The following is a 23,320-nucleotide window of genomic DNA, read 5'->3' as shown; positions in this document are numbered from 1 at the left end:
TCGTCTTTGACCGTGGCCGGTGGCCGGTGTGTGTGGGGTGCTCGACTCATGGTCCTGGCCTAGCCACACGTGTGCGGGCGTCGGCGCAGCGCCCGTAGCGCGGGCCGAAGGCAGGAGCGCGAAGGGCAGCGGAGCCGGGAAGCCCGCCCGGCGGAGCGGAGCGCAGCCGGGCTTGATCGAAGAACGCCGGAGCACCTACGTCAAGGTCGGCCAGCACGTCCGTATCCCCGAGACTGCCGTCCGCGACTTCATCAGGTCTCACACAGTCGAACCCCGTAAGCGCTCTCGCGCTCGCTATGGGAGGGCTGATGGCCAATGGCAAAGGCAGGCGCCGCCGCTTCGGATCGATCCGGAAACTGTCCTCAGGGCGCTACCAGGCGCGATACCCCGGGCCTGATGGCGTGATGTACCCGGCGCCGTACACCTTCGAGACGACGGCCGACGCCGACGACTGGCTTGCCGAGAAGCAGACGGAGATTCGCAGGGGTGACTGGCGGGGGCCGGAGATCGGCGCAGTGAGCTTCCGTGCGTACGCGAACATGTGGGTTGAGGAGCGTGAGATCGGCGTCCTGACGCGTGACCTGTACCGCTACCTCCTGGACGGTCATACCCTTCCGACCTTCGGTGGTGACGACCTGGACGAACTCACTGCACCCCGCGTTCGGACCTGGCGTACCGAGCGACTGCGGACCGGCGCCAAGACCGCGACGGCAAAGGCGTACCGCCTCCTCAAGGCCATCATGGAGACGGCAGTCGACGACGACCTGGTCCGCCGCAACCCGTGCCGGATTAAGGGTGCGGGCGCTGAAGCCCAGGAACGGCCCACGGCGACCGTCGCGCAGGTGGATGCCCTTGCCGGAGCGATCGGCATGGGGTGGCGCCTGATGGTCTACCTCGGTGCGTACGGTCCGACCCGTCCGGAGGAGCTTGCCGGGCTCCGGCGCCGGGATGTCGACCTGGAGGCCCTCAAGATCACGGTGCGGGTCGCCGAACCGGAGCGGACGAATGGGCGGCGTGCTCCTGGCGACACCAAGTCGGACGCCGGTACCCGCACGATCTACCTGCCCGCGTTCCTGGAACGTGAGGTGCGCTGGCACATGGAGTCGTACGCCGAGGAGGGACCCGATGGGCTCGTCTTCGTCGGCGATCGGGGTGCACCGTTCCGCCGCAGCACCTTCGGCAAGTACTGGCGCAAGGCTCGGGCGGTCGTCGGCCTGCCGGACGGCTTCCGGTTCTACGATCTCCGGCACACCGGACACACCCTGTCGACCCGATCCGGCGCGACGCTCAAGGACACGATGGTCCGCGCCGGCCAGTCCTCCCAGAAGGCCGCGATGATCTACCAGCACTCCGAGGAGGCACGGCAACAGGAGGTCGCCGGCATGCTCGACCGCAGCGTTCAGCGGGCCCGCCGGTCCGTGGCACGGAAGCCGGATGATCAAGCATCTGGCACGGATCTGGCACGCGACGACTCAGGGAAACCGCACAGCAAAAAGGCCCAGGTCGCTGACCTGGGCCTCAAGTGTGGAGCGGGTGACGAGAATCGAACTCGCACTCTCAGCTTGGGAAGCTGATGTTCTACCACTAAACTACACCCGCGAAAAACACCGTCTGTGGCGGTGCCGTAACGTCGCACACTCTACCTCATCCCAGGCCCCGGATGCTTTTGCCCCGGGGTCTTCGTGCTGTCCGGGGCGTGGATGCCTCAGCGGGGTGCGGGAGTTGGGGCGTACCGTGAAGGGCCGGAGTGCCGCCTGGAGGGGCGCCCTATTCGTCCCGTAATGTGGCCTCTCGTCGTCGGCTCGCTCGCGAGTGGAGTGCGGCGAGCTACGAGCTCAACTACGGCTTTGGGGAAGGGACTCGAGGACTTGATGGAGCGCACCGTCGTCCGATGTGCCGAAGGGCACGTGTTCAGCACTGCTTCGTTCCCGATGCAGAAGGCCGACCGGCTCGGACCCGGCCGTCTCATCCGCTGTCCACGCTGCGCCCGATTGCGGCATGCCGTGCCGGTCGCGTCGCAGAAGCGGTAGCGGGGCAGCGGGAAAGCAGCGAACCGGAAAGCAGAGAAGCAGCGAACGGCAGGCAGCGCGCGGGGCGTCCGATTGGGGCGGGCCCGCGCGCTCTGCGTATCCTCGGTGCGTGCTTCTCTCAGACAAGGACATCCGGGCCGAGATCGACACCGGACGAGTACGGATCGATCCGTACGACGAATCCATGGTGCAGCCCTCAAGCATCGATGTGCGGCTCGACCGCTACTTCCGGGTGTTCGAGAATCACCGCTACCCACACATCGACCCCTCCGTGGAGCAGGCCGACCTGACGCGGCTCGTCGAGCCCGAGGGCGACGAGCCGTTCATCCTGCACCCCGGTGAGTTCGTGCTCGCCTCGACGTACGAGATCATCAGCCTCCCCGACGACCTCGCCAGCAGGCTGGAGGGGAAGTCCAGCCTGGGGCGGCTCGGGCTCGTCACGCACTCCACCGCCGGCTTCATCGACCCCGGTTTCTCCGGGCACGTGACGCTCGAACTGTCGAATCTCGCGACGCTTCCCATCAAGCTGTGGCCCGGAATGAAGATCGGGCAACTGTGCCTGTTCCGGCTGACCTCGCCCGCCGAGGCGCCTTACGGCTCCGAGCGGTACGGATCGCGTTACCAAGGGCAGCGCGGGCCGACCGCCTCCCGTTCCTTCCTCAATTTCCATCGAACCCAGGTGTGACATTCAGCATGAGTGACGTGCGCGAGAACCTTACGTACGAGAAGTTCGGCGGCGCGGTGCGCGAGCTCGCGCAGACCATCGCCGACGACGGGTACCGGCCCGACGTCATCATCTCCATCGCCCGCGGTGGCGTCTTCGTCGCGGGCGGGCTCGCGTACGCGCTCGACTGCAAGAACATCCACCTGGTGAACGTGGAGTTCTACACGGGGGTCGGGACGACCCTGGAGATGCCGGTCATGCTGGCGCCCGTGCCGAACGCGATCGACTTCACCGACAAGAAGGTGCTCATCGCCGATGACGTCGCCGACACCGGCAAGACGCTGAAGCTCGTGCACGACTTCTGCCTCGACCACGTGGCCGAGGTGCGCAGCGCGGTGATATACGAGAAGTCGCAGTCGCTCGTGAAGTGCGAGTACGTCTGGAAGCGCACCGACGACTGGATCAACTTCCCGTGGAGTGTCGAGGCGCCTGTGGTACGGCGCGAAGGGCAGGTTCTGGACGCCTGACGCCTGACGCCTGACGCCTGACGCCTGACGCCTGACGTCTGACGCCTGAGCGGACAGAGGACGGGCCCCGGCGGATCACTCCGCCGGGGCCCGTCCTGCTCGCACTCGCTACGTCGCTAGAACGTACCCAGCTTGATGATCGCGAGCAGCGCGAGCAGCTGGATCGACGCCGCGCCCAGTGCCTTCGGCCACGGCAGGTCGTGCGACTTGCTCACCATCGCCGTGAGCAGCGCGCCCGCCGCGACCCAGGTCACCCAGCCGAGCAGCTGGACGAAGGTCTGGCCGCCGCCGAAGAACATCGCGACGACCACGCGGGGCGCGTCCGTGATCGACATGATCAGCATGGAGAGGCCGACCGTCGGCTGCCAGGCACCGGCGCCGCCGAGCTGGCGGGCCAGGGAGTGGGTGACCACGCCGAGGATGAAGGCGCTGATCGTGATCGCGACCGCTGTCGTCAGGACGTACGGAACGGCCGCCGAGATGGTGGCGTTGATGGCGTCCTCGCGGGCGCCGTCGAATCCGAAGATCGCGAGCAGGCCGTAGAGCAGCGTCACGATGACGGCTGGGGCCCACATCGCGTAGTCGCGCATCTGCAGGAAGGTCGGCCCCGGGCTCATCACGATGCCGCGCAGCAGGTCCTTCCAGTGCAGGCGCGGGCCCACGGGCGGCGGGGCGGTCTGGCCCGCGCGGTAGGTGTCGCCCTGGTTGTACAGGTCCTCACCCACGGAGAAGGCCTGGGTGTGACCGGGGTTGTTGGCGGCGTACGGATCGAAGCCGCCCTGGCCGCCGCCTTGTCCCCCCTGGCCGCCCTGGCCCCCGTGTCCCGGGCCGCCAGGGCCACCAGGGCCGCCGAAGTACTCCGGCTCACCGTGATTGCCGTGGTTGCCGCCCGCGTGCGGCCACTGCTGCCCGCCGTACCCGCCCTGGCGACCGCCCTGACCCTGGCCGTACGGCGGCTGACCGCCGTACTGCTGGGAGGGCGGCTGAGGGTAGCCGTACGGAGGCTGCTGGCCCTGGGGGGCCTGAGCCTGCTGTCCGTACGGCTCCTGCCGCGGTCGTTGTTGGGGGCGTGCTTGCGGGGTGCGGTTGTCCCGGCCGCGTCCGATCCTGAATCCAGCCACGAATCGAACGTACCTGGTCTGGAGGGTCCGGGTCGTCCCTCCCCGGGAGGAGAGCCGGCTTTGCCGCCGACCTGTGACAACCCTTAGGGGGACCCTGAGGGGTTTTCCCCAGGGTCGTCGAGGTGCGCGACGCGTACGACGCGTCCGACGCGTCCGACGCGTACGACGCGTCCGACGCGTCCGGCGGGATCGCTAGTGACCGAGCACCGCTCCGTACGCCGGCGGGTCCAAAGAGACGGGCAGGCCAATGGAGTTCGGGGTGACGACCGAGCCGCCGGCCTTCGCGCCGGGCAGGTCCCAGACGCCGCCCGCGGCGGAGTTCTCACCGGGCGCCGCGACGGACAGGTCCCGGGCGCCGTCGCCGTTGTGGTCGCCGAAGGCCAGCGCCGCGCCGAAGAGGTCGCCCGCTTCGGCGACGCCCAGGATGCCGGGCGAGTTCTGCTGGTACGCGACCGTGCCCGCGTTCGCCGCGCCCGCCGGGTCGAGCAGGCCCATCTCGCCGCCCTTCAGGACGGTGACGCTGCCCGCCTTGGCCGCGCCGCCGATGGCCTCGCCGGGTGCGCCCGCGATCAGGTCGTCGTGGCCGTCGGCGTCGATGTCCGCCACGGCGAGCGCGTCGCCGAAGCCGTCACCCGTCTCGGCGACGCCGGGCATGCCCGCGGTGTCCTGGTTGAACGTCTGCTGCTCCCAGCCGAAGCTGCCGTTGGCGTCGCCGAAGCGGATGTGGATGGCGCCGCCCTTGGTGAGCTCCTCCGGTCCGCACGGGTCGTCGATGTTCTCGTCGGCGATCTCGCGGCAGTCGCCGAGAGCGAGGTCGTCGAAGCCGTCGCCGTTGAAGTCACCGGCGGCGAGGGCGTTCGCGGCGCCGTTGGAGTTGTTCCAGAAGTTGCCCATGGAGCCCTCGTCCTTGTTCCAGCCGTAGAGGCGGATGTGGGACTGGGTGTAGGGCTGGTTCTTCGTGTAGTAGCCGAGGGCGAGGTCGTCGAGCCCGTCGTTGTCGAAGTCGCCGGTCGTCATGACGGGGGCGCGACCGCCCATGCGGTCGGACATGAGGGGCTTGGTGTCGGCGGCGAGCGGGTTGAAGTTGCCGACGATCTGGTCCTTGCCGCCGATCGCGAGATCGACGTCGGTGTCGCCGGTGAAGTCGGCGGCGACCAGGGCATTTCCGTACGCGTCCTGCGACTTGGCGCCGCGTGCGGCGGTGTTGGCCAGGGCGAAGCCGTCGCCGGTGCCGTACAGGACGGTGACGGAACCCGCGTCGGTCTTGTCGTCGTCCGCGGCGGATCCGCTATCGGACAAATCCTCGCCGGGCGCGCCGATCACGAGGTCCGCGTACTTGTCGTCGTCCACATGCGCGGCCACGACCGCGCCCCCGAACCGGTCACCGGCCTCCGGGGTGCCGGGCACCTCGACGGTGGCCTGCGTGATGCGCCGCACGCTGTGCGGCCCCGGCCCGTCCTCCCCGCCGAACACGACGCTCACGGCCCCGGCCTTGGCTTTGCCGCCGACGGTGGCACTGGGCACGCCGACGAACAGGTCGTCGTAGCCGTCGCCGTTGAAGTCGGCGGCGAGCGGCGTGGCGGGTGCGGCGGCGGGTGCGGCGCTCGCGGTGGCCGCGATGGGGAGGGTGAGGCCGGTCGCGGCCAGGGCGGTGGCTGCCGCGAGGGCGAGTGTGCGTGTGTGCACGGGAACTCCAACTCGTCGGGGTGCGGGTTGTCAGGTGCGTTGGCCTACGGAGGTATCCGTGGGACATGCGGGGGCGAACAGAGAGCTCCGTCGGGAGGTCGGGCGAACGGCGGTGCTAGTCGGCGAAGTTGGTGCCGAGGCGCGGCGTGCCCGAGGCCGAGATGCCGACCGTGGACGTGTAGACGCCGGAGGTGCCCGCGAGGGTGCCGTCGGGGCGTGCGCCCAGGACGTAGAACGCGCCGTTGGAGCCGTTCTCACCGGACGCGCCGACGGTGACGTCGCCCCTGCCGTCGGCGTTCAGGTCGTCGATGTGGACGTCGGACCCGAAGAAGTCGTTCTTCTCGTCGGCGTTGGGGACGCCGGGCGAGTTCTGGCTGTACAGGACGGCGCCCTTGGTGGAGAGGCCGGAGCCGTCCGACGCGCCGTAGATGACGGTGACCGAGCCCGCGTCGGCGACTCCGTCCAGGTTCTCGCCGGGGGTGCCGACGGCCAGGTCGAGGTGCCCGTCGCCGTTGATGTCGCCGAGGTCGAGCTCCTCGCCGAAGAAGTCGCCCTTCTCGCCGCCGCCCGGGATGCCCGCCGAGTCCTGGGTGATGGCCTGGCTGTCGCCGTACGGGCCGTTCGCGTTGCCCTTGACGACGTACACCGTGCCGCCCTTGTTGGCGCCGTCGATGCCCTCGTCCCAGGTGAGGCCGATGATGACGTCGCCGTAACCGTCGCCGTCCGTGTCTCCGACGTCGGTGATGTGACCGGCGGGCAGCCGCTGCACGCCCCTCGTGGTGACGCCGTTCGCGCTGCCGGGCAGCCACAGGTTGGCGTTGTAGTCGTCGGCGGTGGAGAAGCCGTTGACGAGCAGATCGTCCTTGCCGTCGCCGTTGACGTCCCCGGAGTGCAGGTTGAAGGGGCCCGTGTCCTCGCCGCTGTGGATGGGCGGGAGCACGGTGTAGCGGCCGCCGGTGGAGCCGCTGCGTCTGATGCCGCCGTCGAGGATGTCGATGGTGGCGGCGCCCGACGCGGCGACGGCGAGGTCGTCCTTGCCGTCGCCGTCGAAGTCACCCGCCTGGAGGGGGCCGCCGAACCGGTCGTGCTTGGTGGGGCGTGGGTCCTTGACCGTGGAGCCGCCGGAGAGGCCGCTCGGTGAGCCCCACAGGACCTGGACCGTGCCGCCGTCCACGTCGCTGCCGACGTCCTCGCCGACGGCGCCGACGGCTAGGTCGTCGTAGCCGTCGCTGTCGAAGTCTCCGTACGCGGTGTCGGCGCCGAAGATGTCGCTCTTCTCGGCGGTGCCGGGGACGCCCGCGCTGTTCTGGCTGTAGGTGACGTGGCGCTGCGCGGCGCCGCCGTACGTGACGACGACCTGGCCCGCCTTGCTCTTGCCGCCCACGTTGGCGTGCGGGGCGGAGGTGGCGATGTCGGCCGCGCCGTCGCCGTTGAAGTCGGCGTCGTCGGGCTGGACGGCGGCGGTGGGCTCCGCCGCGGTCGCCGTGCCGCCAGTGAGGGTGAGGAGTCCGCCTGTGAGCGCGGCGGCGGTCGCCGTGGCCGCCGCGAGGCGGCCACGTCTGGATCGGGGGAGCGGGGAAGTGCGCTTGTGCTTCGGCATTCCGTGGGTCTCCTGCTGCATGCGGGGATGTCTGGCGGACATCCGCGGTCGATGGGGTGCCGGGCAGGAGGTTCGCCGGATCGCCGGTTCGCCGGGTGTTGGGCCTGGTGTCACGTCCTGTTTCGGCGACAGGGAGACCCGTGGAGGGGGGTAAGGGTTGTATGGGGGGCGGGAGTTGGTGGTGTTGTGCGCGTTCGGGTTGTTTTGCGCGGCCCGCTGGCCGCCGGTCGCCGCTGGTCGCTGGCGGTTCGTCGCTGGCCGCTAGCCGTTCGTCGCTGGGCGCTGGCCGCTGGCCACTCGCCGTTCGCGGCTGGCGGTTCGTCGCTAGCCGTTGGCCGCTCGCCGCTCGCCGCTCGCCGTTCGTCGCTGGCCGCTGGCCGCTGGCTGCTCGCCGCTGGCCGCTCGCCACTCGCCGTCCACCGGGCGTCAGGCCCCGGGCCAACCGAGAACTCAGCCCGAACGGCGAGGACCCCGCCCCGATGCCGCCCCGAGCCCCGTCCTCACGCCCCGCCCCGAGCCGCGCCCCAACTCCCCGCCCTGAGCCGCGCCCTCACGCCCCGCCCCGAGCCCCGCCCCAACTCCCCGCCCTAACTCCTCACCCCAAGCCCCGCCCCAACCCCCGCCCTCACGCCCCATCCCCCAGCGCCAGGAACTCCGCCGTGGAGAAGGTCAGTTGAGGCTTGCGCGCGGTCAGGTCGGCCTTCACTCCCGGGTACACCCCCACCGTGTCCTCGCCGTCCCCGCGATACGTCCGAAGGACCAGATCGTCACGCTTGTCGCCGTTGAAGTCCGCGATGGCGAGGACCTGCGTGGTGCCCTTCGCGGCGGGGACCACGAGCGCCGACGCGTTGCTGTCCAGCGGCCCCGTACGTCCCCTGAAGACCCGCACCTCGCCGGTGCCGCCCCCGTCCCCGCTGCTGCCACCGCTCAGGATCAGCTCGCTCAGGCCGTCGCCGTCGAAGTCGCCGGTGTCCACGGTCACGTTCCTCGACTTCATGGCGCCGCGCTGCGTGCCGGGCACGTCGTAGCGCAGGGCGACCCCGTTCGGGCCCGCGATGGCCGCGTCCATGCCCTTGCCCCTGCCGAAGCGCCCGAACGCGATGTCCGTGCCGGAGGGGAAGAGGACGCCGGTCTCGGCGGGGCCCTTCGGGCCGCCCAGGACGAGGGCGCCGGCTGCGGCGCCGGACGCGCCCGCCGCCTTGCGGACGACGAGGTCGTCGTAGCCGTCGCGGTCCACGTCCGTGGCCTTGCCGGTGACGAGGTCGTTGCCGGGCGCGGCGAGCGGCTTGCCCGCGGCGCGCGGGGCACCGTTCCGTTTGAACGGGCCGCGCAGGAACGTGAGCCGGGCGCCGCTCGCGTGCAGGACGAGGTCGTTCGCGCCGTCCCCGTCGAAGTCCCCGCACACCGGCTGGTCGGACCAGTCGTTGCCGAAGCGGGACTGCGCGGGCACCTTCACCTTCACGGCCTTGCCGGTCAGACCCTTGGGCGAGCCGAAGAGGATCTGCAGCGGCACGGGCGGCTGACCGAGGCCGTCGTAGGGCGGGTCGGTGGAGACGAGCAGATCGGAGAACCCGTCCTTGTCGAGGTCGCAGGACGCCTCCGACTCGAAGGACGCGGGCAACTCGCCCTTGGTGCGTGCCCCGTTGGCCCGCGCGCTCAGCAACTGCCGTGCGCCTGGCCGCAGTCCGGTCCTGGAGCCGTAGACGACACCGATGCCCGCGTCGTCGCCGTGGCCCTCGTGCACCAGGTCGTCCAGTACGAGATCGGGGGCGCCGTCACCGTTGAAGTCGTCGTCGACCTTGCTGCCCTTGCCGCGGGGTATGGGCAGCTGTGCCGCGCTCTTGCCCGCCATGCTGACGGGCCGGTGCCGGGCGTCGGGCTTCTCGGCGTCGTCGCCGCCCCCGCACCCGGCGAGCAGCAGCGCGCAGCTGACGGCGGCGGCCGTACCCACGACACCACCGTGCCGCGTCCGTCTGACGCCACGTATGCCATGTGTTCCGGCACTCCGCATGCCCATCACCCGCCCCGACCGCCCCAACCGACAACAACCAGCACATGATGCCCCCCTTCCGCACAGTAGGAAAGGCCGGTCCCGCCCTGAGGGCGGAACCGGCCTGAACGCCTGGCGGCGTGCCTGCACGGGGACTGCGTGCGGCCTGCGTGCGGCCTGCGTGCGGTCTACTTCACCGGCTCGGGCTCCGGCTCGTCCGCGGTCTCGGGCTCACCGGCGGGGTCCACCGGCGTCTTCACGGATTCGAGCAGCAACTGCGCGACATCCACGACCTGGAGGGCTTCCTTCGCCGCGCCGTCGTTCTTCTTGCCGTTGACGGAGTCGGTGAGCATCACCAGACAGAACGGGCAGGCCGTCGACACGATGTCGGGGTTGAGGCTGAGCGCCTCGTCGACCCGCTCCGTGTTGATGCGCTTGCCGATCCGCTCCTCCATCCACATCCGCGCACCACCGGCACCGCAGCAGAAGCCGCGCTCCTTGTGACGGTGCATCTCCTGCTGACGCAGGCCCGGGACGGCGGACATGATCTCGCGCGGCGGCGTGTAGATCTTGTTGTGCCGACCGAGGTAGCACGGGTCGTGGTAGGTGATGAGGCCCTCGACGGGCGTCACCGGGATGAGCTTGCCCTCGTCGATGAGGTGCTGGAGCAGCTGCGTGTGGTGGATGACCTCGTAGTCGCCGCCGAGCTGCGGGTACTCGTTGCCGAGCGTGTTGAGGCAGTGCGGGCAGGTCGCGACGATCTTCTTGGCCGTCTTCGGCTTCTTGGTCGCCGGGTCCTCGTCGTCCTCGCCGTACGCCATGTTCAGCATGGCCACGTTCTCCTGGCCGAGCTGCTGGAACAGCGGCTCGTTGCCCAGGCGGCGTGCGGAGTCACCGGTGCACTTCTCGTCGCCGCCCATGATCGCGAACTTGACGCCCGCCATGTTGAGCAGCTCGGCGAAGGCCTTGGTGGTCTTCTTCGCACGGTCCTCCAGGGAGCCCGCGCAGCCGACCCAGTAGAGGTACTCGACCTCGGTGAGGTCCTCGATGTCCTTGCCGACGACCGGCACCTCGAAGTCGAGCTCCTTGAGCCACTCCAGGCGCTGCTTCTTGGCGAGCCCCCAGGGGTTGCCCTTCTTCTCCAGGTTCTTGAGCATCGTGCCGGCCTCGGACGGGAACGCGCTCTCGATCATCACCTGGTAGCGGCGCATGTCGACGATGTGGTCGATGTGCTCGATGTCCACCGGGCACTGCTCGACACAGGCGCCGCAGCTGGTGCAGGACCACAGGACGTCGGGGTCGATGACGCCGTTCTCCTCGGCGGTGCCGACGAGGGGGCGCTCGGCCTCCGCGAGTGCGGCGGCGGGCACGTCCGCCAGCTGCTCCTGCGTCGCCTTCTCGTTGCCCTCCATGTCCTTGCCGCCACCGGCGAGCAGGTAGGGGGCCTTGGCGTGCGCGTGGTCGCGCAGCGACATGATCAGGAGCTTGGGGGAGAGCGGCTTGCCGGTGTTCCAGGCGGGGCACTGCGACTGGCAGCGGCCGCACTCGGTGCACGTACTGAAGTCGAGGAGGCCCTTCCAGGAGAACTGCTCGACCTGGCTGACGCCGAAGACGTCGTCCTCGCCCGGGTCCTCCCAGTCGATCGGCTTGCCGCCGGACGTCATGGGCTGCAGCTCGCCGAGGGTCGTGGAGCCGTCCGCGTCGCGCTTGAACCAGATGTTCGGGAAGGCGAGGAAGCGGTGCCAGGCGACGCCCATGTTGGTGTTGAGCGCGACGGTGATCATCCAGATGAAGGACGTCGCGATCTTGACCATGGCGAAGAAGTACGTGAGGTTCTGCAGCGTCGAGAGATCCATGCCCCCGAACCACGAGACGAACGGGTACGAGATGAAGAACGACGCCTCGTAGCTGTCCACGTGGTGCTGGGCACCCTCAAGGGCGTGCAGCGCGAAGATGCAGACGCCGACGATGAGGATGACGGCCTCGACGAAGTACGCCTGGCCCTTCTTCGAGCCCGCGAACCGGGACTTGCGGCCCGGCTTGTCGGGGTTGCTCAGCTGCCGGATGACGATCAGCGTCACGATGCCGACGATGGTCATCGTGCCGATGAACTCGACGAACATGTTGTACGGGGCCCACTCGCCGATGATCGGCAGCATCCAGTCGGCCTTGAAGAGCTGGCCGATGGCGTTGACGATGGTCAGGAGCAGCGAGAGGAAGCCCACCGCCACGAACCAGTGCGCGACGCCGACGACGCCCCAGCGGTTCATGCGGGTGTGGCCGAGGAACTCCTTGGCCACGGTGACGGTGCGCTGCACGGGCTGATCGGTGCGGGTACCGGCGGGGACGGGCTGACCGAGCCGCATGTACTGGACGATCTGCACGATGGCACGGCCGAACAGCGCGACGCCGACCGCGATTAGGACCAGCGACACGATGATCGCGGCGAGTTGCATTTGGGGCTCCTCGGGCCTGCGAGGCGAACTATTACTAAGCGGTAACTTATGCAGTCCGTCTGAGACTACCCACTTACTCAGCCGCACTGTAGCCAGCGAGGCGGTGATCTGCGTCGCTCAGGCAACCCTTGCCGCGCCGGCGCCGTCGTGGGGCCCGCAGGGGCGCGGGGAACTGCGCGACCAGCCATGGCGGGCCCGCAGTCGAGTGCGGCGCGGGGTGAGGGTTGCGCGTAAGCCCGGGATAAGAGTTGAGCCCCCCAGACTCACATCTGTTGACGCAAGCGCAGCGACCATGCATCCTTGAGTCAGATCCACTCAAGAAGTACCTCTGGAGGAACCGAAATGGCACGTGCGGTCGGCATCGACCTGGGCACGACTAACTCTGTCGTCAGCGTTCTTGAAGGCGGCGAGCCCACCGTCATCACCAACGCCGAGGGCGCCAGGACCACGCCGTCCGTCGTCGCCTTCGCGAAGAACGGTGAGGTCCTGGTAGGCGAGGTCGCCAAGCGCCAGGCAGTCACGAACGTCGACAGGACCATCCGCTCGGTCAAGCGCCACATGGGCACTGACTGGAAGGTGGACATCGACGACAAGGGGTTCAACCCCCAGCAGATCTCCGCGTTCATCCTGCAGAAGCTGAAGCGCGACGCCGAGTCGTACCTGGGCGAGAAGGTGGCCGACGCGGTCATCACCGTCCCCGCGTACTTCAACGACTCCGAGCGCCAGGCGACGAAGGAGGCCGGCGAGATCGCGGGCCTGAACGTCCTGCGCATCGTCAACGAGCCGACGGCCGCCGCTCTGGCGTACGGCCTCGACAAGGACGACCAGACGATCCTCGTCTTCGACCTCGGTGGCGGCACCTTCGACGTGTCCCTCCTGGAGATCGGCGACGGCGTCGTCGAGGTGAAGGCCACGAACGGCGACAACCACCTCGGTGGTGACGACTGGGACCAGCGCGTCGTCGACTACCTGGTCAAGCAGTTCAACAACGGCCACGGCGTGGACCTCTCCAAGGACAAGATGGCGCTCCAGCGCCTGCGCGAGGCGGCCGAGAAGGCCAAGATCGAGCTGTCCTCCTCCACGGAGACCTCGATCAACCTGCCGTACATCACGGCGTCCGCCGAGGGCCCGCTGCACCTGGACGAGAAGCTCACGCGCGCCCAGTTCCAGCAGCTCACGTCCGACCTCCTTGAGCGGTGCAAGAACCCGTTCAACAACGTCATCAAGGACGCGGGCATCCAGCTCTCCGAGATCGACCACGTCGTTCTCGTCGGTGGCTCGACCCGTATGCCCGCCGTCGCGGAGCTCGTCAAGGAGCTGACCGGCGGCCAGGACGCGAACAAGGGCGTGAACCCGGACGAGGTCGTCGCCATCGGCGCGGCCCTCCAGGCCGGTGTCCTCAAGGGCGAGGTCAAGGACGTCCTGCTCCTCGACGTCACCCCGCTGTCCCTCGGTATCGAGACCAAGGGAGGGATCATGACCAAGCTCATCGAGCGCAACACCACGATCCCGACCAAGCGCTCCGAGATCTTCACGACGGCCGAGGACAACCAGCCGTCCGTCCAGATCCAGGTCTACCAGGGCGAGCGGGAGATCGCGGCGTACAACAAGAAGCTCGGAATGTTCGAGCTCACCGGTCTGCCGCCCGCCCCGCGCGGTGTCCCGCAGATCGAGGTCGCCTTCGACATCGACGCCAACGGCATCATGCACGTGACGGCCAAGGACCTCGGCACCGGCAAGGAGCAGAAGATGACCGTCACCGGCGGCTCCTCGCTGCCGAAGGACGAGGTCGACCGCATGCGCCAGGAGGCCGAGCAGTACGCGGACGAGGACCACAAGCGCCGCGAGGCCGCCGAGTCCCGTAACCAGGGCGAGCAGCTCGTCTACCAGACGGAGAAGTTCCTCACCGACAACGCGGACAAGGTCCCCGGTGACGTGAAGACCGAGGTCGAGTCCGCCGTCGAAGAGCTGAAGGAGAAGCTCAAGGGCGAGGACACGGCGGAGATCCGCACGGCCACCGAGAAGGTCGCGGCCGTCTCCCAGAAGCTGGGCCAGGCCATGTACGCGGACGCTCAGGCCGCCGGCGGCGAGGGCGCTGCCCCGGGTGCCGAGGGCGCCGAGGCCCCGAACATGTCCAAGGACAAGGACGACGACGTGGTCGACGCCGAGATCGTCGACGACGAGAAGCCGAACGACACGAAGGGCGGCGCCGCATGACCGAGGAGACTCCGGGCTTCGGTGATCACACCGAGAAGCCCGACGTCCCCTCCGGCGCCACCCCCGATGACGCCGCGTCGCTGGCCGCCGAGCCCTCCACCGAGGAGGGCCCGGCGGCCCCGGCCGGGGACGCAGCAAGCAGTACGACAGCTCAGGACGTGGGCCTGACCGCGCAGCTCGACCAGGTGCGTACGGCGCTCGGCGAGCGCACGGCGGACCTCCAGCGGCTGCAGGCGGAGTATCAGAACTACCGCCGTCGTGTGGAGCGGGACAAGGTGACGGTCAAGGAGATCGCCGCGGCGAACCTCCTGGGCGAGCTCCTGCCGAGCCTCGACGACATCGGCCGCGCCCGCGAGCACGGCGAGCTGGTCGGCGGGTTCAAGTCGGTGGCGGAGTCCCTTGAGACGGTCGTCGCCAAGATGGGCCTCCAGCAGTTCGGCAAGGAGGGCGAGCCCTTCGACCCGACGATCCACGAGGCCCTGATGCACTCGTACGCGCCCGACGTCACCGAGACGACATGCGTCGCGATCCTGCAGCCCGGGTACCGCATCGGTGAGCGCACCATCCGCCCCGCGCGGGTGGCCGTGGCCGAACCGCAGCCGGGCGCGCAGACGGTCAAGGGCGATGACGAGACCGCTGCTTCCACGGACTCCGCCGACGCGGCGGAGGACAAGGAGACCGGTGGCGGCCCGGACGAGGGCTGACGTATCGGAGTTGTTGTGAAGCGAGAGGAGGGACGTCGGGGATGAGCACCAAGGACTTCATCGAGAAGGACTACTACAAGGTCCTCGGCGTCCCCAAGGACGCCACCGAAGCCGAGATCAAGAAGGCGTACCGGAAACTCGCCCGCGAGAACCACCCGGACGCCAACACGGGCAACGTGAAGGCCGAGGAGCGCTTCAAGGAGATCTCCGAGGCGAACGACGTCCTCGGGGACCCCAAGAAGCGCAAGGAGTACGACGAAGCGCGTGCTCTCTTCGGCAACGGCGGCTTCCGGGCAGGTCCCGGCGGCGGCGGCGCGGGAGGCTCCTTCAACTTCGACCTGGGCGACCTCTTCGGAGGCGGCGCCCCGGGTGGCGGTGGAGCGGGCGGCGCCGGCGGTGCGGGCGGTTTCGGGGGCGGTCTGGGTGACGTCTTCGGGGGCCTGTTCAACCGAGGCGGCGCGGGCACGGGCGGCGCGGGCACGCGTACGCAGCCCCGGCGCGGCCAGGACATCGAGTCCGAGGTCACGCTGAGCTTCACGGAGGCGGTGGACGGGGCCACGGTCCCGCTGCGGATGTCGTCGCAGGCTCCCTGCAAGGCCTGTTCCGGCACCGGCGACAAGAACGGCACACCGCGCGTGTGCCCGACCTGCGTCGGCACGGGCCAGGTCACGCGGGGCGGCGGCGGCGGTTTCTCCCTCACCGACCCCTGCGTGGACTGCAAGGGCCGTGGGCTCATCGCCCAGGACCCGTGCGAGGTCTGCAAGGGCTCGGGCCGGGCGAAGTCGTCGCGCACGATGCAGGTGCGTATCCCCGCGGGTGTCAGCGACGGCCAGCGCATCCGGCTCCGCGGCAAGGGCGGTCCCGGTGAACGGGGCGGCCCGGCGGGCGACCTGTACGTGGTCGTGCACGTCGACTCCCACAAGGTCTTCGGCCGCAAGGGCGACAACCTGACGGTGACGGTGCCGGTGACGTTCGCCGAGGCGGCACTGGGCGGCGAGGTGAAGGTCCCCACACTGGGCGGCCCGCCGGTCACCCTGAAGCTCCCTCCGGGCACTCCCAACGGTCGTACGATGCGGGCGCGGGGCAAGGGCGCGATCCGCAAGGACGGTTCGCGGGGCGATCTGCTGGTGACGGTGGAGGTGTCGGTTCCGACATCGCTCTCCGACGCGGCGAAGGAAGCCCTGGAGTCCTACCGCGAGGCGACTGCGGACGACGATCCGCGGGCAGAACTGTTCCAGGCCGCGAAGGGAGCATGAGATGGACGGCCGTCGTCGAAATCCTTACCAACTGACCGACGAGACGCCGGTCTACGTCATCTCGGTGGCCGCCCAGCTGAGCGGACTCCACCCGCAGACCCTGCGCCAGTACGACCGCCTGGGCCTGGTCTCCCCGGACCGCACCGCGGGCCGCGGCCGACGCTACTCGGCCCGCGACATCGAACTGCTGCGCACCGTGCAGCAGTTGTCGCAGGAAGAGGGCATCAACCTCGCCGGCATCAAGCGCATCATCGAGCTGGAGAACCAGGTCGCGGCGCTGCAGTCGAGGGTGGTCGAGCTGGCGAGCGCCGTGGAGGGCGCGGCCGCCGCGATGCAGCAGCGCGAGGCGGCGGTCCACGCGTCGTACCGCCGTGACCTCGTCCCCTACCAGGACGTGCAGCAGGCGAGCGCGCTGGTGGTGTGGCGCCCCAAGAGGTCGTCGGAGCAGTAGCTCAGCGAAGCTCTTAGTAATGTGACGCGTAGGGGCCGGGAGGCAGCACCTCCCGGCCCCTACGCGCTGTCGTGCCGTACGTACCGGGGGAGTTGAGCTGACGATGGCCATGGTGGGCCTGTTCTGGATCGCCGAGGGCGATGTGTACGTGGGCGCGAAGCCGTCGGGCCTGGCGGCGGGGGTGCGGCTGACACCGGAGGGCATCGTGGCTCTTGGCGACAGGCAGGCGGCGTTCTACCCCTGGGACGAGGTGCGTGCCCTGACGGTCGAGGACGCCCCCGTGAAGTCGCTGAAGCGGCAGGTGGGCGTCTTGGTGGACATGGCCCTCACGGTGGGCCTCGGCGGCTCGGACGACGCCCCGGCGATGACGGTACGGCTCGCGAGGACGGCGGCGGACTCCGAGCAGACGGAACCGAGGGAACTGACGGCGTACGTGGCTGCGGCGACGGGCTACTCCCAGGCGGAGCACGACCTGTCGCTGACGCTCCTGTCCCGCATGACGGAGGGCGAGGCGACCCTGCGGATCACGCTGGCGGCGATGGCGGAGTGGGGCCGGGCCCGGGAGGGCGGCTCGCCCCGGGCGGGAGAGCGGGAGGGGCTGCTGCGTTCGTGGGCGGCAGGCTGATGGTGGGTTGCAGAAAAGTCCCGGTGTGTGGGGCGTGAGGCGGCGTGTCGGTGGGATTTTCTTGCGACGCGACTCAGGGGCAGAGGCGGCGGTCAGGGGTGGGGGGCTCGTGCTTGAGGTGTAGTAGGAGAGCGGAGAGTTGGGGCGGGGTTGTGGCCAGTTGTATGGCTGGGGCGTCGCTCTCGCGGAGGCGGAGTGTTCCGTCGGGGGCGGGGGCTATGTAGAGGCAGTCCCCTTCCGGGCCGCCGCTGAATGACGACTTCTGCCAGTTCAGCTCGGGCATCGGGGTCTCCTAAAGGGCGTAGAGCAGGTGCTGGATGAGTGCCAGCGAGTCTTTCACCGAGTGTGCTTCAGGGGCTGTCGGTACGTCGATGGGGGCGAGGGCGTTCTCGGCAAGGCGCTCGAAAAGCGTGCCGTACTGCTGGAGTTGCTCTCGCTCAGTCAAGTACTGGTCGCCGGTGGGCTGTTCAAGGATGACTGTGCCCAGGCTCGGCACGCTGGGGACGGCGTGGACGAAGTTGCCGCTGAGTCCCGCGTACGCCTGCGCGCTGAACGGATAGACCTGGATGGTGACATTCGGCAGCTTGCCCACCTCGACGAGGTGCAGCAGTTGCTCGCGCACCGTGGGCGCGCTGCCGAACCGCATGTGCAGGGCGGCCTCGTGAATGATCGCGTGCACGGACGGCGGGTTGTCGCGGGTGAGGATGTGCTGTCGTTCCATCCGGAACATCAGGGCGTCCTCGACGTTGTCGACGCCCAGTTTGGGGCTGTTGAAGATCGCTCGGGCATAGGCGCTGGTCTGGAAGAGGCCCGGGATGAAAAGAGACTGGTGGGTGCGGAGTGCGACGGCGCTCTCCTCCAGCTCGGCGAGGTTGAGTGCCCCAGGGCCCCTGCTCTTCCTGTGGGTGCTCCACCACCCCTTGCCCGTGGCTTCGGACATGGACACCAGAGCCTTTACATAGGGCGCATCTGCGCAACCGTATGTGCGGCATAGGCCCAACAGACGATCGGTGAGGATCGATGTCCGGCCCATCTCGATGTGACTCAGTTGGCCACGGCTCATGCCGATGCAGTCGGCGGCCTCCCCTGCGGTCAATCCTGCTTGTTCGCGCAGTTGTTTGAGTTCGAGGCCGAGCCTTCGCTGGCGTTCGCTGATGGCGGTACGCAGTCCCACTATGTCTCCTTGATGGCTCGGGCAAAGTCTGCCTTGTCCCATCGATGTGGTCCACCAGTAACGGCAAGAAGGTTGCGCATTTGCTCCCTTACTCCCTACCGTGGGTGGCGCGTCAGTAACACACAGGAGTCATACAGCTCCCCCTGCCCATAAGTCGAAAGGCACCCGAACGCCCTGAGGGGCTCAAGGGCACCGCCATCGCCCGGCGCGGGGCCGCCCCCCACCCCTCCCGACGGGAGCAACCGTCATGCCCACCGACCGACCCCGCACCGCACACCGCTCGGCGCAACTGGCTTACGACTACAGCCTGTTCACCCCGGGCGACGCGACCTCACCCAAAATCTGCCGAGACTTCGTGCGCACAGTCCTGCGTACCCTCGACCGTGACCCCTTGGTCATGCCGGCGACTCTCTGTACCTCGGAACTCATCACGAACGTGCACCTGCACACCAAGGGCTCCGCGATGGTCCGCGTCTTCCTGACCCTTACCCGCCTACGAGTGACCGTCTTCGACGAGAGTCAGGACCCGCCTGTCGTGGCGCACCCCGCTGCCGGGGTGGCCGCCTGCTGGGGGCGGGGGCTTGCCCTGGTCGCGGAACTCGCTGACGCGTGGGGCGTCGCGGACGACAGGGCGGGGCGGTATGCGAAGGGGGTCTGGTTCGAGCTGGGGGAGGCCGGGTCCGGGGAAGCGTCCCGCCCTCACCGCGTCGGGTGACCGGGGCGGAACCGACAGCTCCCCCGGCGGAACGCGTCCGCCGGGGGAGCTGTCGGGGCCGACCATGGAGGCGTGGCGCGGCGCCGAGGGGGTGGCGACCGCAGGGCCTCATGGACGGGCCGTCGGCCCCTGGTGAAGGGGGCCGGGCATGTGCTGCGGAGGATTAGTTGGCGTAGAAGGGGGTCAGCTCGTAGGTGTTGTCCTTGGAGCCCACCATGCAGGCCCAGTCCGCGATTTCACCCTTGGCCTTCATGTCCTTGCCCCGGGCGATGCAGTCGTCGAGGCTGCCGGTTCCGATGATGTCCGCGCCCTGACGCAAGGCCGGCGCGGCCTGAGCCGCTCCGGCTGCGATACCGGAGAACGCCAGGACGGTGGCGCCGACAACTGCTGCCTTCTTGAGGGTCTTGCGCATTTTTCGCTCGCTTTCGTGGGGGGACGCGCGCCGCGAGGCGCACGGCCGCTGCTTGAAGACGGACGCGGGAACACCACGCGATTCCGTCACACCGCCCCGGGCCGCGGTGACACATATGCGGCCGGGGAGGACGACGCAGGCGGTACGTCTCGCACCTGGCGCGGCCGTGGGTTCCGGCCGCACAAAGCACTGGTGCGCTCCGGGGGTTACCCGGGCATTTGTTATGTGATCACACCGGTGACCTGCGGTTCAAAGTTCACAGAGTCCTGTTACACGTCCCTTACGAACCCGATATAAATGCATTACCCATGGATTCGCGGGTGGGCGTGGGCGATCACGAGTGCGCGGCGCGGTAAGGGGCGTGAGGGCGCCGTTCTGAGGTGTTGTCAACGAGCTCTATGGAGGAAGGCCTTCCTCCGCCAGGGAGTTGCTGCGGTCGCGGTAACCCCGAGGCCCAGAGCAATGGCGGCAACAGTCCAGCTGAAAACGTCGGTGGCCGGGTTGGACGTCCAATCCCACCAGTCGCCGGGGTACCAGACCAGAAAGAGGACCGAAGCAAGCGGGATGGCCCAGCCGAGTTGCTGCCCCAGTAGGCGGGCGGAAAGCAGGGCGAGGCCCAGCCAGATCAAGGCGGACCGGACGAAGACGATCCCGGAGTCCGGACCGCTGGCGAGAGCCTCCGCACCGAACGAGAAGGCGCAGACCGTCAATGTCAGCGTGGTGCAGTATGCGACGCGCAATCGGTGCATCGTGGATGCACCCATCGCGTCGTGTGCCGACATGGCTCCGTCGAGAGCGGATGTGAGGAAGACCGCCGAGAGAAGCGGAAGCTCCTGCCGGTAGGGGACCCCTGTGGTGGCTCCTCCGCTGCCGATCGAGGGAAGCGCGATGTCGGTCCCGCCGAAGAACGCTGACAGCAGGGCGACAACTGTGGTTCCGGCAAGGATCGCTGGGCCCCGGTGGACTCTTGCATAGCGCAGCAGATCAGACAGGCCAGGAGGACCAGGCGGATCAGGTATATCGGGCAGATCTGGCAGATCAGTGCCGTTCATCAGGCTTGCACCAAGAGCTTTCACGAAGTACATGGCCGCGCTGCTGCTCGACCCAGTTCCGCTGTTCGGCCGACGGCATTCGCGCGGCCTTGGTCGCCTCGCCCTGTGCGGTGGTGACTCCTTCGACGTGGAGTCCTTCATCGGCGACGGCCGGGTCCTGTCCCATCGCCTCGTATTCGAGCCATAGGTGGATGTTGTCGATGGCCTGCCAGGCACGGCGCTCGTCCTGGGGCGGGCGGCATCGGCCGAAGGACGCCGTGAACACCTGGTCGGCCATGGCGATTGCCGCAGTGCGTACGTGCCCTTCGGCGATGTCGAATCCGGGGTCTCCCAGGTCGGTTCGCTGGAGCCCGAACTCGCGGAACTCGGTGGGTACCTTGATCCAGGATTGACCGGCCTGATCAAGGTGCTGAACCATCTGGGTCAGCTCGGGCAGGTACTTCCGGTGTTCGGGCCAGACGCACACCCGTGGGGCACTCTCATCGGCACGGTCGCAGAGCGGCGTGGTCGCCGTGGCCGGACGTTCTACGCGCAGTTCACCGGCGGCCGGGACCGCGGCCAGCGCGGTGAAGGAACAGACCACCGACCCGACGGCGACACCACGTATATGGCGGGGCGATTTCCGGTGGGGTGTCCGGCGTTCGGCTTGCCTCTTCAGCGGCGGTGCTGTCACCGCGAGCACCGCGAGAGCGAGAGCGCACAGGAGACGGAGGGCGACCGGCAGCGGACTTACGTGGGTGTCCGGCGGCCCCGCGAGGACGTTGAACTTGAACGGCAGGGCCAGCATGCTGATGAAGCAGCCCAGGGCGCAGACGATGGGCGTAAATCCCGCCGAGGGCCACCAGCGACCTGCCAGGTGTCCCACGGACGCGAAAATGATGAGGGTCGAGGCGCCGAGCAGCAGGTAGGACGGCCAGAGGAATCCCGGTCCTGCGTCGCCGATCGAGACGGCCGCGGCGGTGAGGCACCCGATCCCGTACGCGAGGAAACCGAGCGTGAGGGTGGCGGCCAGCCTCACGGCCTCGATCCGCCAGCCCGGCTGGGCGGCCGCGAGAAGGAACTCGGGCAGTCCCGCCCGGGAGGAACGTCCGGCCTGCCAGGCGGAGACACCGGCGAGAACGGGTCCCAGAAAGAGTGTGACGATCTGCGCCGCCACGCTCGCCTCGGGCCACACGCCGATCCAGTACCGGGACCGGCCGAAGAGCACCAGCAGGTCCACCGCGATCATCACGGGGAAGGCGGTGAGCAGGGGCGAACGGCGCAGCTCGATGCGGTATGCGTTCAGCATGCGGCTTCCTCGGTCGACCCACGGTTGCCCAGAACCGTCATGTAGCCGCGCTCCAGAGGGCTGTCTCCCGGAGCGGTCGGTGTGGACAGTTCCGCCAACTGCTGGGGCGTACCGCTGTGGACCACCTGGCCGTCGCTGAGCACGAGGACGGCGTCACAAGCAGCGCCCACGTCCTCCACCAGGTGCGTACTGAGCACAACGGCGGCCCCGGCGCGGGCGAGGGAACGAATGAGGTCACGAAAGTCGAGGCGCTGTGCGGGGTCGAGGCCGACGGTGGGCTCGTCGAGGAGGAGCAGGGACGGGGAGCCGACGATGGCTGCGGCGATACCGGCTCGACGGAGCATGCCGCCCGAGAGCGACTTCATCCGGTCGCGGGCCCGGTCGGCCAGTCCGACGGCGGCCAGCGCCTCCTCGGTCGCCGACTTGGCCTTCTTGGACGGAACCTCACGCAACCAGGCGCAGTAGCGGACGAAATCAGTGACGGAGAACGCCGGGTAGTAGCCGAAGTCCTGTGGGAGGTAGCCGATTCGAGGACGGACTTGCCGGACATCTCGTTCGCTGGTGACGGGCTTGTTGAAGAGCTCCAGTTCCCCGCTCTGCGGCGGCGCGATCGTGGCGAGGGTACGGAACAGGGTCGTTTTCCCTGCCCCGTTGGGACCCAATAATCCGGTGACGCCCGGCTGAATGGACAAGTCGAGATCGTCGATGATGCGTCGGCCGCCGTACCCCTGCGTGAGGGCCGTCAGTCGGGCGACGGGATAAGTCGTCATAGATGGAATTCCCCAAATGCGGGGTGGGCCCACCGGAATGGCGGGCCCACCGTGGCGCTGGTGAACTACTTGTGCGAGTCCGTGTGGTTGATCTTGAACGTGCACTCGTAGGTGTCGTACTTGCCCCGATAGCCGTTGCGCAGCGTGTCGTAGTGCTGCTCGTCGATCTCGTTGTTGCAGTTGTAGTCCGTGTACCACCCCTTGGAGTACCACGTGTTCGCGTCATTGCAGTACCCGTGACCGGCGGTTGAGTACCAGTACCCACGGCAGCCGTCGTCCCACGATCTCTCGTTGGAGGCGCTCGACATCGGAGCCGTAAGCCCGATGGCCGTAGCCGCCAAGGCCGCCACGACAGCACCCTTCGCGGCCTTGGTGGCCATTATTCGATTTACAAGAGGCCTGTTCTTCATTTCCCCCCCTGGGAATATGACGCTGGAGGCGCAAAGATTTCGCTCCCAGTCGTGAGTCACGGCAGGTGCAGTGAGAGCCATCCCGGCCGGCTACGGGGCAGCCGACCGGGATGACTCAAAGGGAAGCGAGGCTCTGCCCAGGCCGTTTGGCAGGACAGCTCGCCGACGGATC

The 23,320-nt window shown here is 68.7% G+C and carries 20 protein-coding genes, 1 tRNA gene and 2 pseudogenes; 10 read left to right on the top strand and 13 right to left on the bottom strand.

What is annotated here, in order from left to right:
* Nucleotides 1–172: 172 nt before the first annotated feature.
* Nucleotides 173–307, top strand: a pseudogene (locus ACFVXC_RS07295) (DNA-binding protein); the annotation flags it as partial.
* 1 nt (nucleotide 308) lies between these two features.
* Nucleotides 309–1,469, top strand: a pseudogene (locus ACFVXC_RS07290) (tyrosine-type recombinase/integrase); the annotation flags it as partial.
* 56 nt (nucleotides 1,470–1,525) lie between these two features.
* On the opposite strand, the gene ACFVXC_RS07285 reads toward ACFVXC_RS07290, so the two are convergent.
* A tRNA-Gly gene (locus ACFVXC_RS07285) sits at nucleotides 1,526–1,599 on the bottom strand.
* A gap of 540 nt (nucleotides 1,600–2,139) precedes the next feature.
* On the opposite strand from ACFVXC_RS07285, the gene dcd reads away from it, so the two are divergent.
* Together dcd and ACFVXC_RS07275 are read left to right on the top strand one after the other, a co-directional pair.
* The gene (dcd, locus tag ACFVXC_RS07280) at nucleotides 2,140–2,715 is read left to right on the top strand and encodes a dCTP deaminase (RefSeq protein ID WP_383276281.1); all 576 of its coding nucleotides are present in this window, start codon (nucleotides 2,140–2,142) and stop codon (nucleotides 2,713–2,715) included.
* Between the two features lie 8 nt (nucleotides 2,716–2,723).
* The gene (locus ACFVXC_RS07275) at nucleotides 2,724–3,221 is read left to right on the top strand and encodes a phosphoribosyltransferase (protein WP_389902352.1); all 498 of its coding nucleotides are present in this window, start codon (nucleotides 2,724–2,726) and stop codon (nucleotides 3,219–3,221) included.
* A 116-nt stretch (nucleotides 3,222–3,337) separates the two neighbouring features.
* Here the strand turns inward: ACFVXC_RS07275 and ACFVXC_RS07270 are convergent, their stop codons facing one another.
* From ACFVXC_RS07270 to ACFVXC_RS07250, 5 genes are all read right to left on the bottom strand, one after another.
* Nucleotides 3,338–4,342 carry a Yip1 family protein gene (locus ACFVXC_RS07270; protein ID WP_389902350.1) on the bottom strand — a complete coding sequence of 335 codons (1,005 nt, stop codon included), beginning with the start codon at nucleotides 4,340–4,342 and terminating at the stop codon, nucleotides 3,338–3,340.
* Nucleotides 4,343–4,534: 192 nt separating this feature from the next.
* Entirely contained in the window at nucleotides 4,535–6,028 is a 1,494-nt protein-coding gene (locus ACFVXC_RS07265) for an FG-GAP repeat protein (protein WP_389902347.1), read from the bottom strand.
* A 115-nt stretch (nucleotides 6,029–6,143) separates the two neighbouring features.
* Complete coding sequence (locus tag ACFVXC_RS07260; protein ID WP_389902344.1) at nucleotides 6,144–7,628, bottom strand: FG-GAP repeat protein; 1,485 nt, start codon at nucleotides 7,626–7,628, stop codon at nucleotides 6,144–6,146.
* A gap of 625 nt (nucleotides 7,629–8,253) precedes the next feature.
* Nucleotides 8,254–9,579 (bottom strand): FG-GAP repeat domain-containing protein, encoded by a 1,326-nt coding sequence (locus ACFVXC_RS07255; RefSeq protein ID WP_389902342.1) that lies wholly within the window; start codon nucleotides 9,577–9,579, stop codon nucleotides 8,254–8,256.
* 227 nt (nucleotides 9,580–9,806) lie between these two features.
* The gene (locus ACFVXC_RS07250) at nucleotides 9,807–12,074 is read right to left on the bottom strand and encodes a (Fe-S)-binding protein (RefSeq protein WP_389902339.1); all 2,268 of its coding nucleotides are present in this window, start codon (nucleotides 12,072–12,074) and stop codon (nucleotides 9,807–9,809) included.
* Nucleotides 12,075–12,416: 342 nt separating this feature from the next.
* Between ACFVXC_RS07250 and dnaK the strand changes: the two genes are divergently transcribed.
* The 5 genes from dnaK to ACFVXC_RS07225 all read left to right on the top strand — a co-directional run bounded on the left by dnaK (nucleotide 12,417) and on the right by ACFVXC_RS07225 (nucleotide 17,327).
* The gene (dnaK, locus tag ACFVXC_RS07245) at nucleotides 12,417–14,291 is read left to right on the top strand and encodes a molecular chaperone DnaK (protein WP_389902336.1); all 1,875 of its coding nucleotides are present in this window, start codon (nucleotides 12,417–12,419) and stop codon (nucleotides 14,289–14,291) included.
* Entirely contained in the window at nucleotides 14,288–14,995 is a 708-nt protein-coding gene (gene grpE / locus ACFVXC_RS07240; protein ID WP_389902334.1) for a nucleotide exchange factor GrpE, read from the top strand. Before dnaK ends, grpE begins: the two co-directional genes overlap by 4 nt.
* Nucleotides 14,996–15,036: 41 nt before the next feature.
* Entirely contained in the window at nucleotides 15,037–16,251 is a 1,215-nt protein-coding gene (dnaJ, locus tag ACFVXC_RS07235) for a molecular chaperone DnaJ (protein ID WP_389902331.1), read from the top strand.
* 1 nt (nucleotide 16,252) lies between these two features.
* Entirely contained in the window at nucleotides 16,253–16,702 is a 450-nt protein-coding gene (locus tag ACFVXC_RS07230) for a heat shock protein transcriptional repressor HspR (protein ID WP_389902329.1), read from the top strand.
* Nucleotides 16,703–16,805: 103 nt separating this feature from the next.
* Nucleotides 16,806–17,327 (top strand): hypothetical protein, encoded by a 522-nt coding sequence (locus ACFVXC_RS07225; protein ID WP_389902327.1) that lies wholly within the window; start codon nucleotides 16,806–16,808, stop codon nucleotides 17,325–17,327.
* 73 nt (nucleotides 17,328–17,400) lie between these two features.
* Here the strand turns inward: ACFVXC_RS07225 and ACFVXC_RS07220 are convergent, their stop codons facing one another.
* Both ACFVXC_RS07220 and ACFVXC_RS07215 read right to left on the bottom strand, forming a co-directional pair.
* Nucleotides 17,401–17,610 carry a DUF397 domain-containing protein gene (locus ACFVXC_RS07220; protein ID WP_389902324.1) on the bottom strand — a complete coding sequence of 70 codons (210 nt, stop codon included), beginning with the start codon at nucleotides 17,608–17,610 and terminating at the stop codon, nucleotides 17,401–17,403.
* 9 nt (nucleotides 17,611–17,619) lie between these two features.
* Nucleotides 17,620–18,501, bottom strand: a complete 882-nt coding sequence (locus ACFVXC_RS07215; RefSeq protein WP_389902323.1) for a helix-turn-helix domain-containing protein — start codon at nucleotides 18,499–18,501, stop codon at nucleotides 17,620–17,622.
* A 247-nt stretch (nucleotides 18,502–18,748) separates the two neighbouring features.
* On the opposite strand from ACFVXC_RS07215, the gene ACFVXC_RS07210 reads away from it, so the two are divergent.
* Complete coding sequence (locus tag ACFVXC_RS07210; RefSeq protein ID WP_389902322.1) at nucleotides 18,749–19,216, top strand: ATP-binding protein; 468 nt, start codon at nucleotides 18,749–18,751, stop codon at nucleotides 19,214–19,216.
* A 163-nt stretch (nucleotides 19,217–19,379) separates the two neighbouring features.
* Here the strand turns inward: ACFVXC_RS07210 and ACFVXC_RS07205 are convergent, their stop codons facing one another.
* The 5 genes from ACFVXC_RS07205 to ACFVXC_RS07185 form a co-directional block, all read right to left on the bottom strand.
* A complete protein-coding gene (locus tag ACFVXC_RS07205; protein ID WP_389902321.1) occupies nucleotides 19,380–19,628 on the bottom strand; it encodes a hypothetical protein in 249 nt (82 codons plus the stop codon).
* A gap of 386 nt (nucleotides 19,629–20,014) precedes the next feature.
* Nucleotides 20,015–20,680, bottom strand: coding sequence for a hypothetical protein (locus tag ACFVXC_RS07200; protein WP_389902318.1), 666 nt, complete (start codon nucleotides 20,678–20,680; stop codon nucleotides 20,015–20,017).
* The gene (locus tag ACFVXC_RS07195) at nucleotides 20,667–21,968 is read right to left on the bottom strand and encodes an ABC transporter permease (protein ID WP_389902316.1); all 1,302 of its coding nucleotides are present in this window, start codon (nucleotides 21,966–21,968) and stop codon (nucleotides 20,667–20,669) included. Before ACFVXC_RS07195 ends, ACFVXC_RS07200 begins: the two co-directional genes overlap by 14 nt.
* The gene (locus tag ACFVXC_RS07190) at nucleotides 21,962–22,738 is read right to left on the bottom strand and encodes an ATP-binding cassette domain-containing protein (RefSeq protein ID WP_389902315.1); all 777 of its coding nucleotides are present in this window, start codon (nucleotides 22,736–22,738) and stop codon (nucleotides 21,962–21,964) included. Before ACFVXC_RS07190 ends, ACFVXC_RS07195 begins: the two co-directional genes overlap by 7 nt.
* 65 nt (nucleotides 22,739–22,803) lie before the next feature.
* A complete protein-coding gene (locus tag ACFVXC_RS07185) occupies nucleotides 22,804–23,118 on the bottom strand; it encodes a hypothetical protein (RefSeq protein ID WP_389902314.1) in 315 nt (104 codons plus the stop codon).
* Between the last annotated feature and the right edge of the window lie 202 nt (nucleotides 23,119–23,320).

The sequence above is a fragment of the Streptomyces sp. NPDC058257 genome, from assembly GCF_042881845.1.
Lineage (GTDB): Bacteria > Actinomycetota > Actinomycetes > Streptomycetales > Streptomycetaceae > Streptomyces.
This window is presented reverse-complemented; position numbering and strand designations above follow the sequence as displayed.

Excerpts from the sequence above, each read along its gene's own strand:
- ACFVXC_RS07275 (WP_389902352.1), top strand. The coding sequence starts at position 2,724 with ATGAGTGACGTGCGCGAGAACCTTACGTACGAGAAGTTCGGCGGCGCG.
- ACFVXC_RS07260 (WP_389902344.1), bottom strand. The coding sequence starts at position 7,628 with ATGCCGAAGCACAAGCGCACTTCCCCGCTCCCCCGATCCAGACGTGGC.
- ACFVXC_RS07250 (WP_389902339.1), bottom strand. The coding sequence starts at position 12,074 with ATGCAACTCGCCGCGATCATCGTGTCGCTGGTCCTAATCGCGGTCGGC.
- dnaK (WP_389902336.1), top strand. The coding sequence starts at position 12,417 with ATGGCACGTGCGGTCGGCATCGACCTGGGCACGACTAACTCTGTCGTC.
- grpE (WP_389902334.1), top strand. The coding sequence starts at position 14,288 with ATGACCGAGGAGACTCCGGGCTTCGGTGATCACACCGAGAAGCCCGAC.
- dnaJ (WP_389902331.1), top strand. The coding sequence starts at position 15,037 with ATGAGCACCAAGGACTTCATCGAGAAGGACTACTACAAGGTCCTCGGC.
- ACFVXC_RS07230 (WP_389902329.1), top strand. The coding sequence starts at position 16,253 with ATGGACGGCCGTCGTCGAAATCCTTACCAACTGACCGACGAGACGCCG.
- ACFVXC_RS07225 (WP_389902327.1), top strand. The coding sequence starts at position 16,806 with ATGGCCATGGTGGGCCTGTTCTGGATCGCCGAGGGCGATGTGTACGTG.
- ACFVXC_RS07220 (WP_389902324.1), bottom strand. The coding sequence starts at position 17,610 with ATGCCCGAGCTGAACTGGCAGAAGTCGTCATTCAGCGGCGGCCCGGAA.
- ACFVXC_RS07210 (WP_389902322.1), top strand. The coding sequence starts at position 18,749 with ATGCCCACCGACCGACCCCGCACCGCACACCGCTCGGCGCAACTGGCT.
- ACFVXC_RS07205 (WP_389902321.1), bottom strand. The coding sequence starts at position 19,628 with ATGCGCAAGACCCTCAAGAAGGCAGCAGTTGTCGGCGCCACCGTCCTG.
- ACFVXC_RS07200 (WP_389902318.1), bottom strand. The coding sequence starts at position 20,680 with ATGAACGGCACTGATCTGCCAGATCTGCCCGATATACCTGATCCGCCT.
- ACFVXC_RS07195 (WP_389902316.1), bottom strand. The coding sequence starts at position 21,968 with ATGCTGAACGCATACCGCATCGAGCTGCGCCGTTCGCCCCTGCTCACC.
- ACFVXC_RS07190 (WP_389902315.1), bottom strand. The coding sequence starts at position 22,738 with ATGACGACTTATCCCGTCGCCCGACTGACGGCCCTCACGCAGGGGTAC.
- ACFVXC_RS07185 (WP_389902314.1), bottom strand. The coding sequence starts at position 23,118 with ATGGCCACCAAGGCCGCGAAGGGTGCTGTCGTGGCGGCCTTGGCGGCT.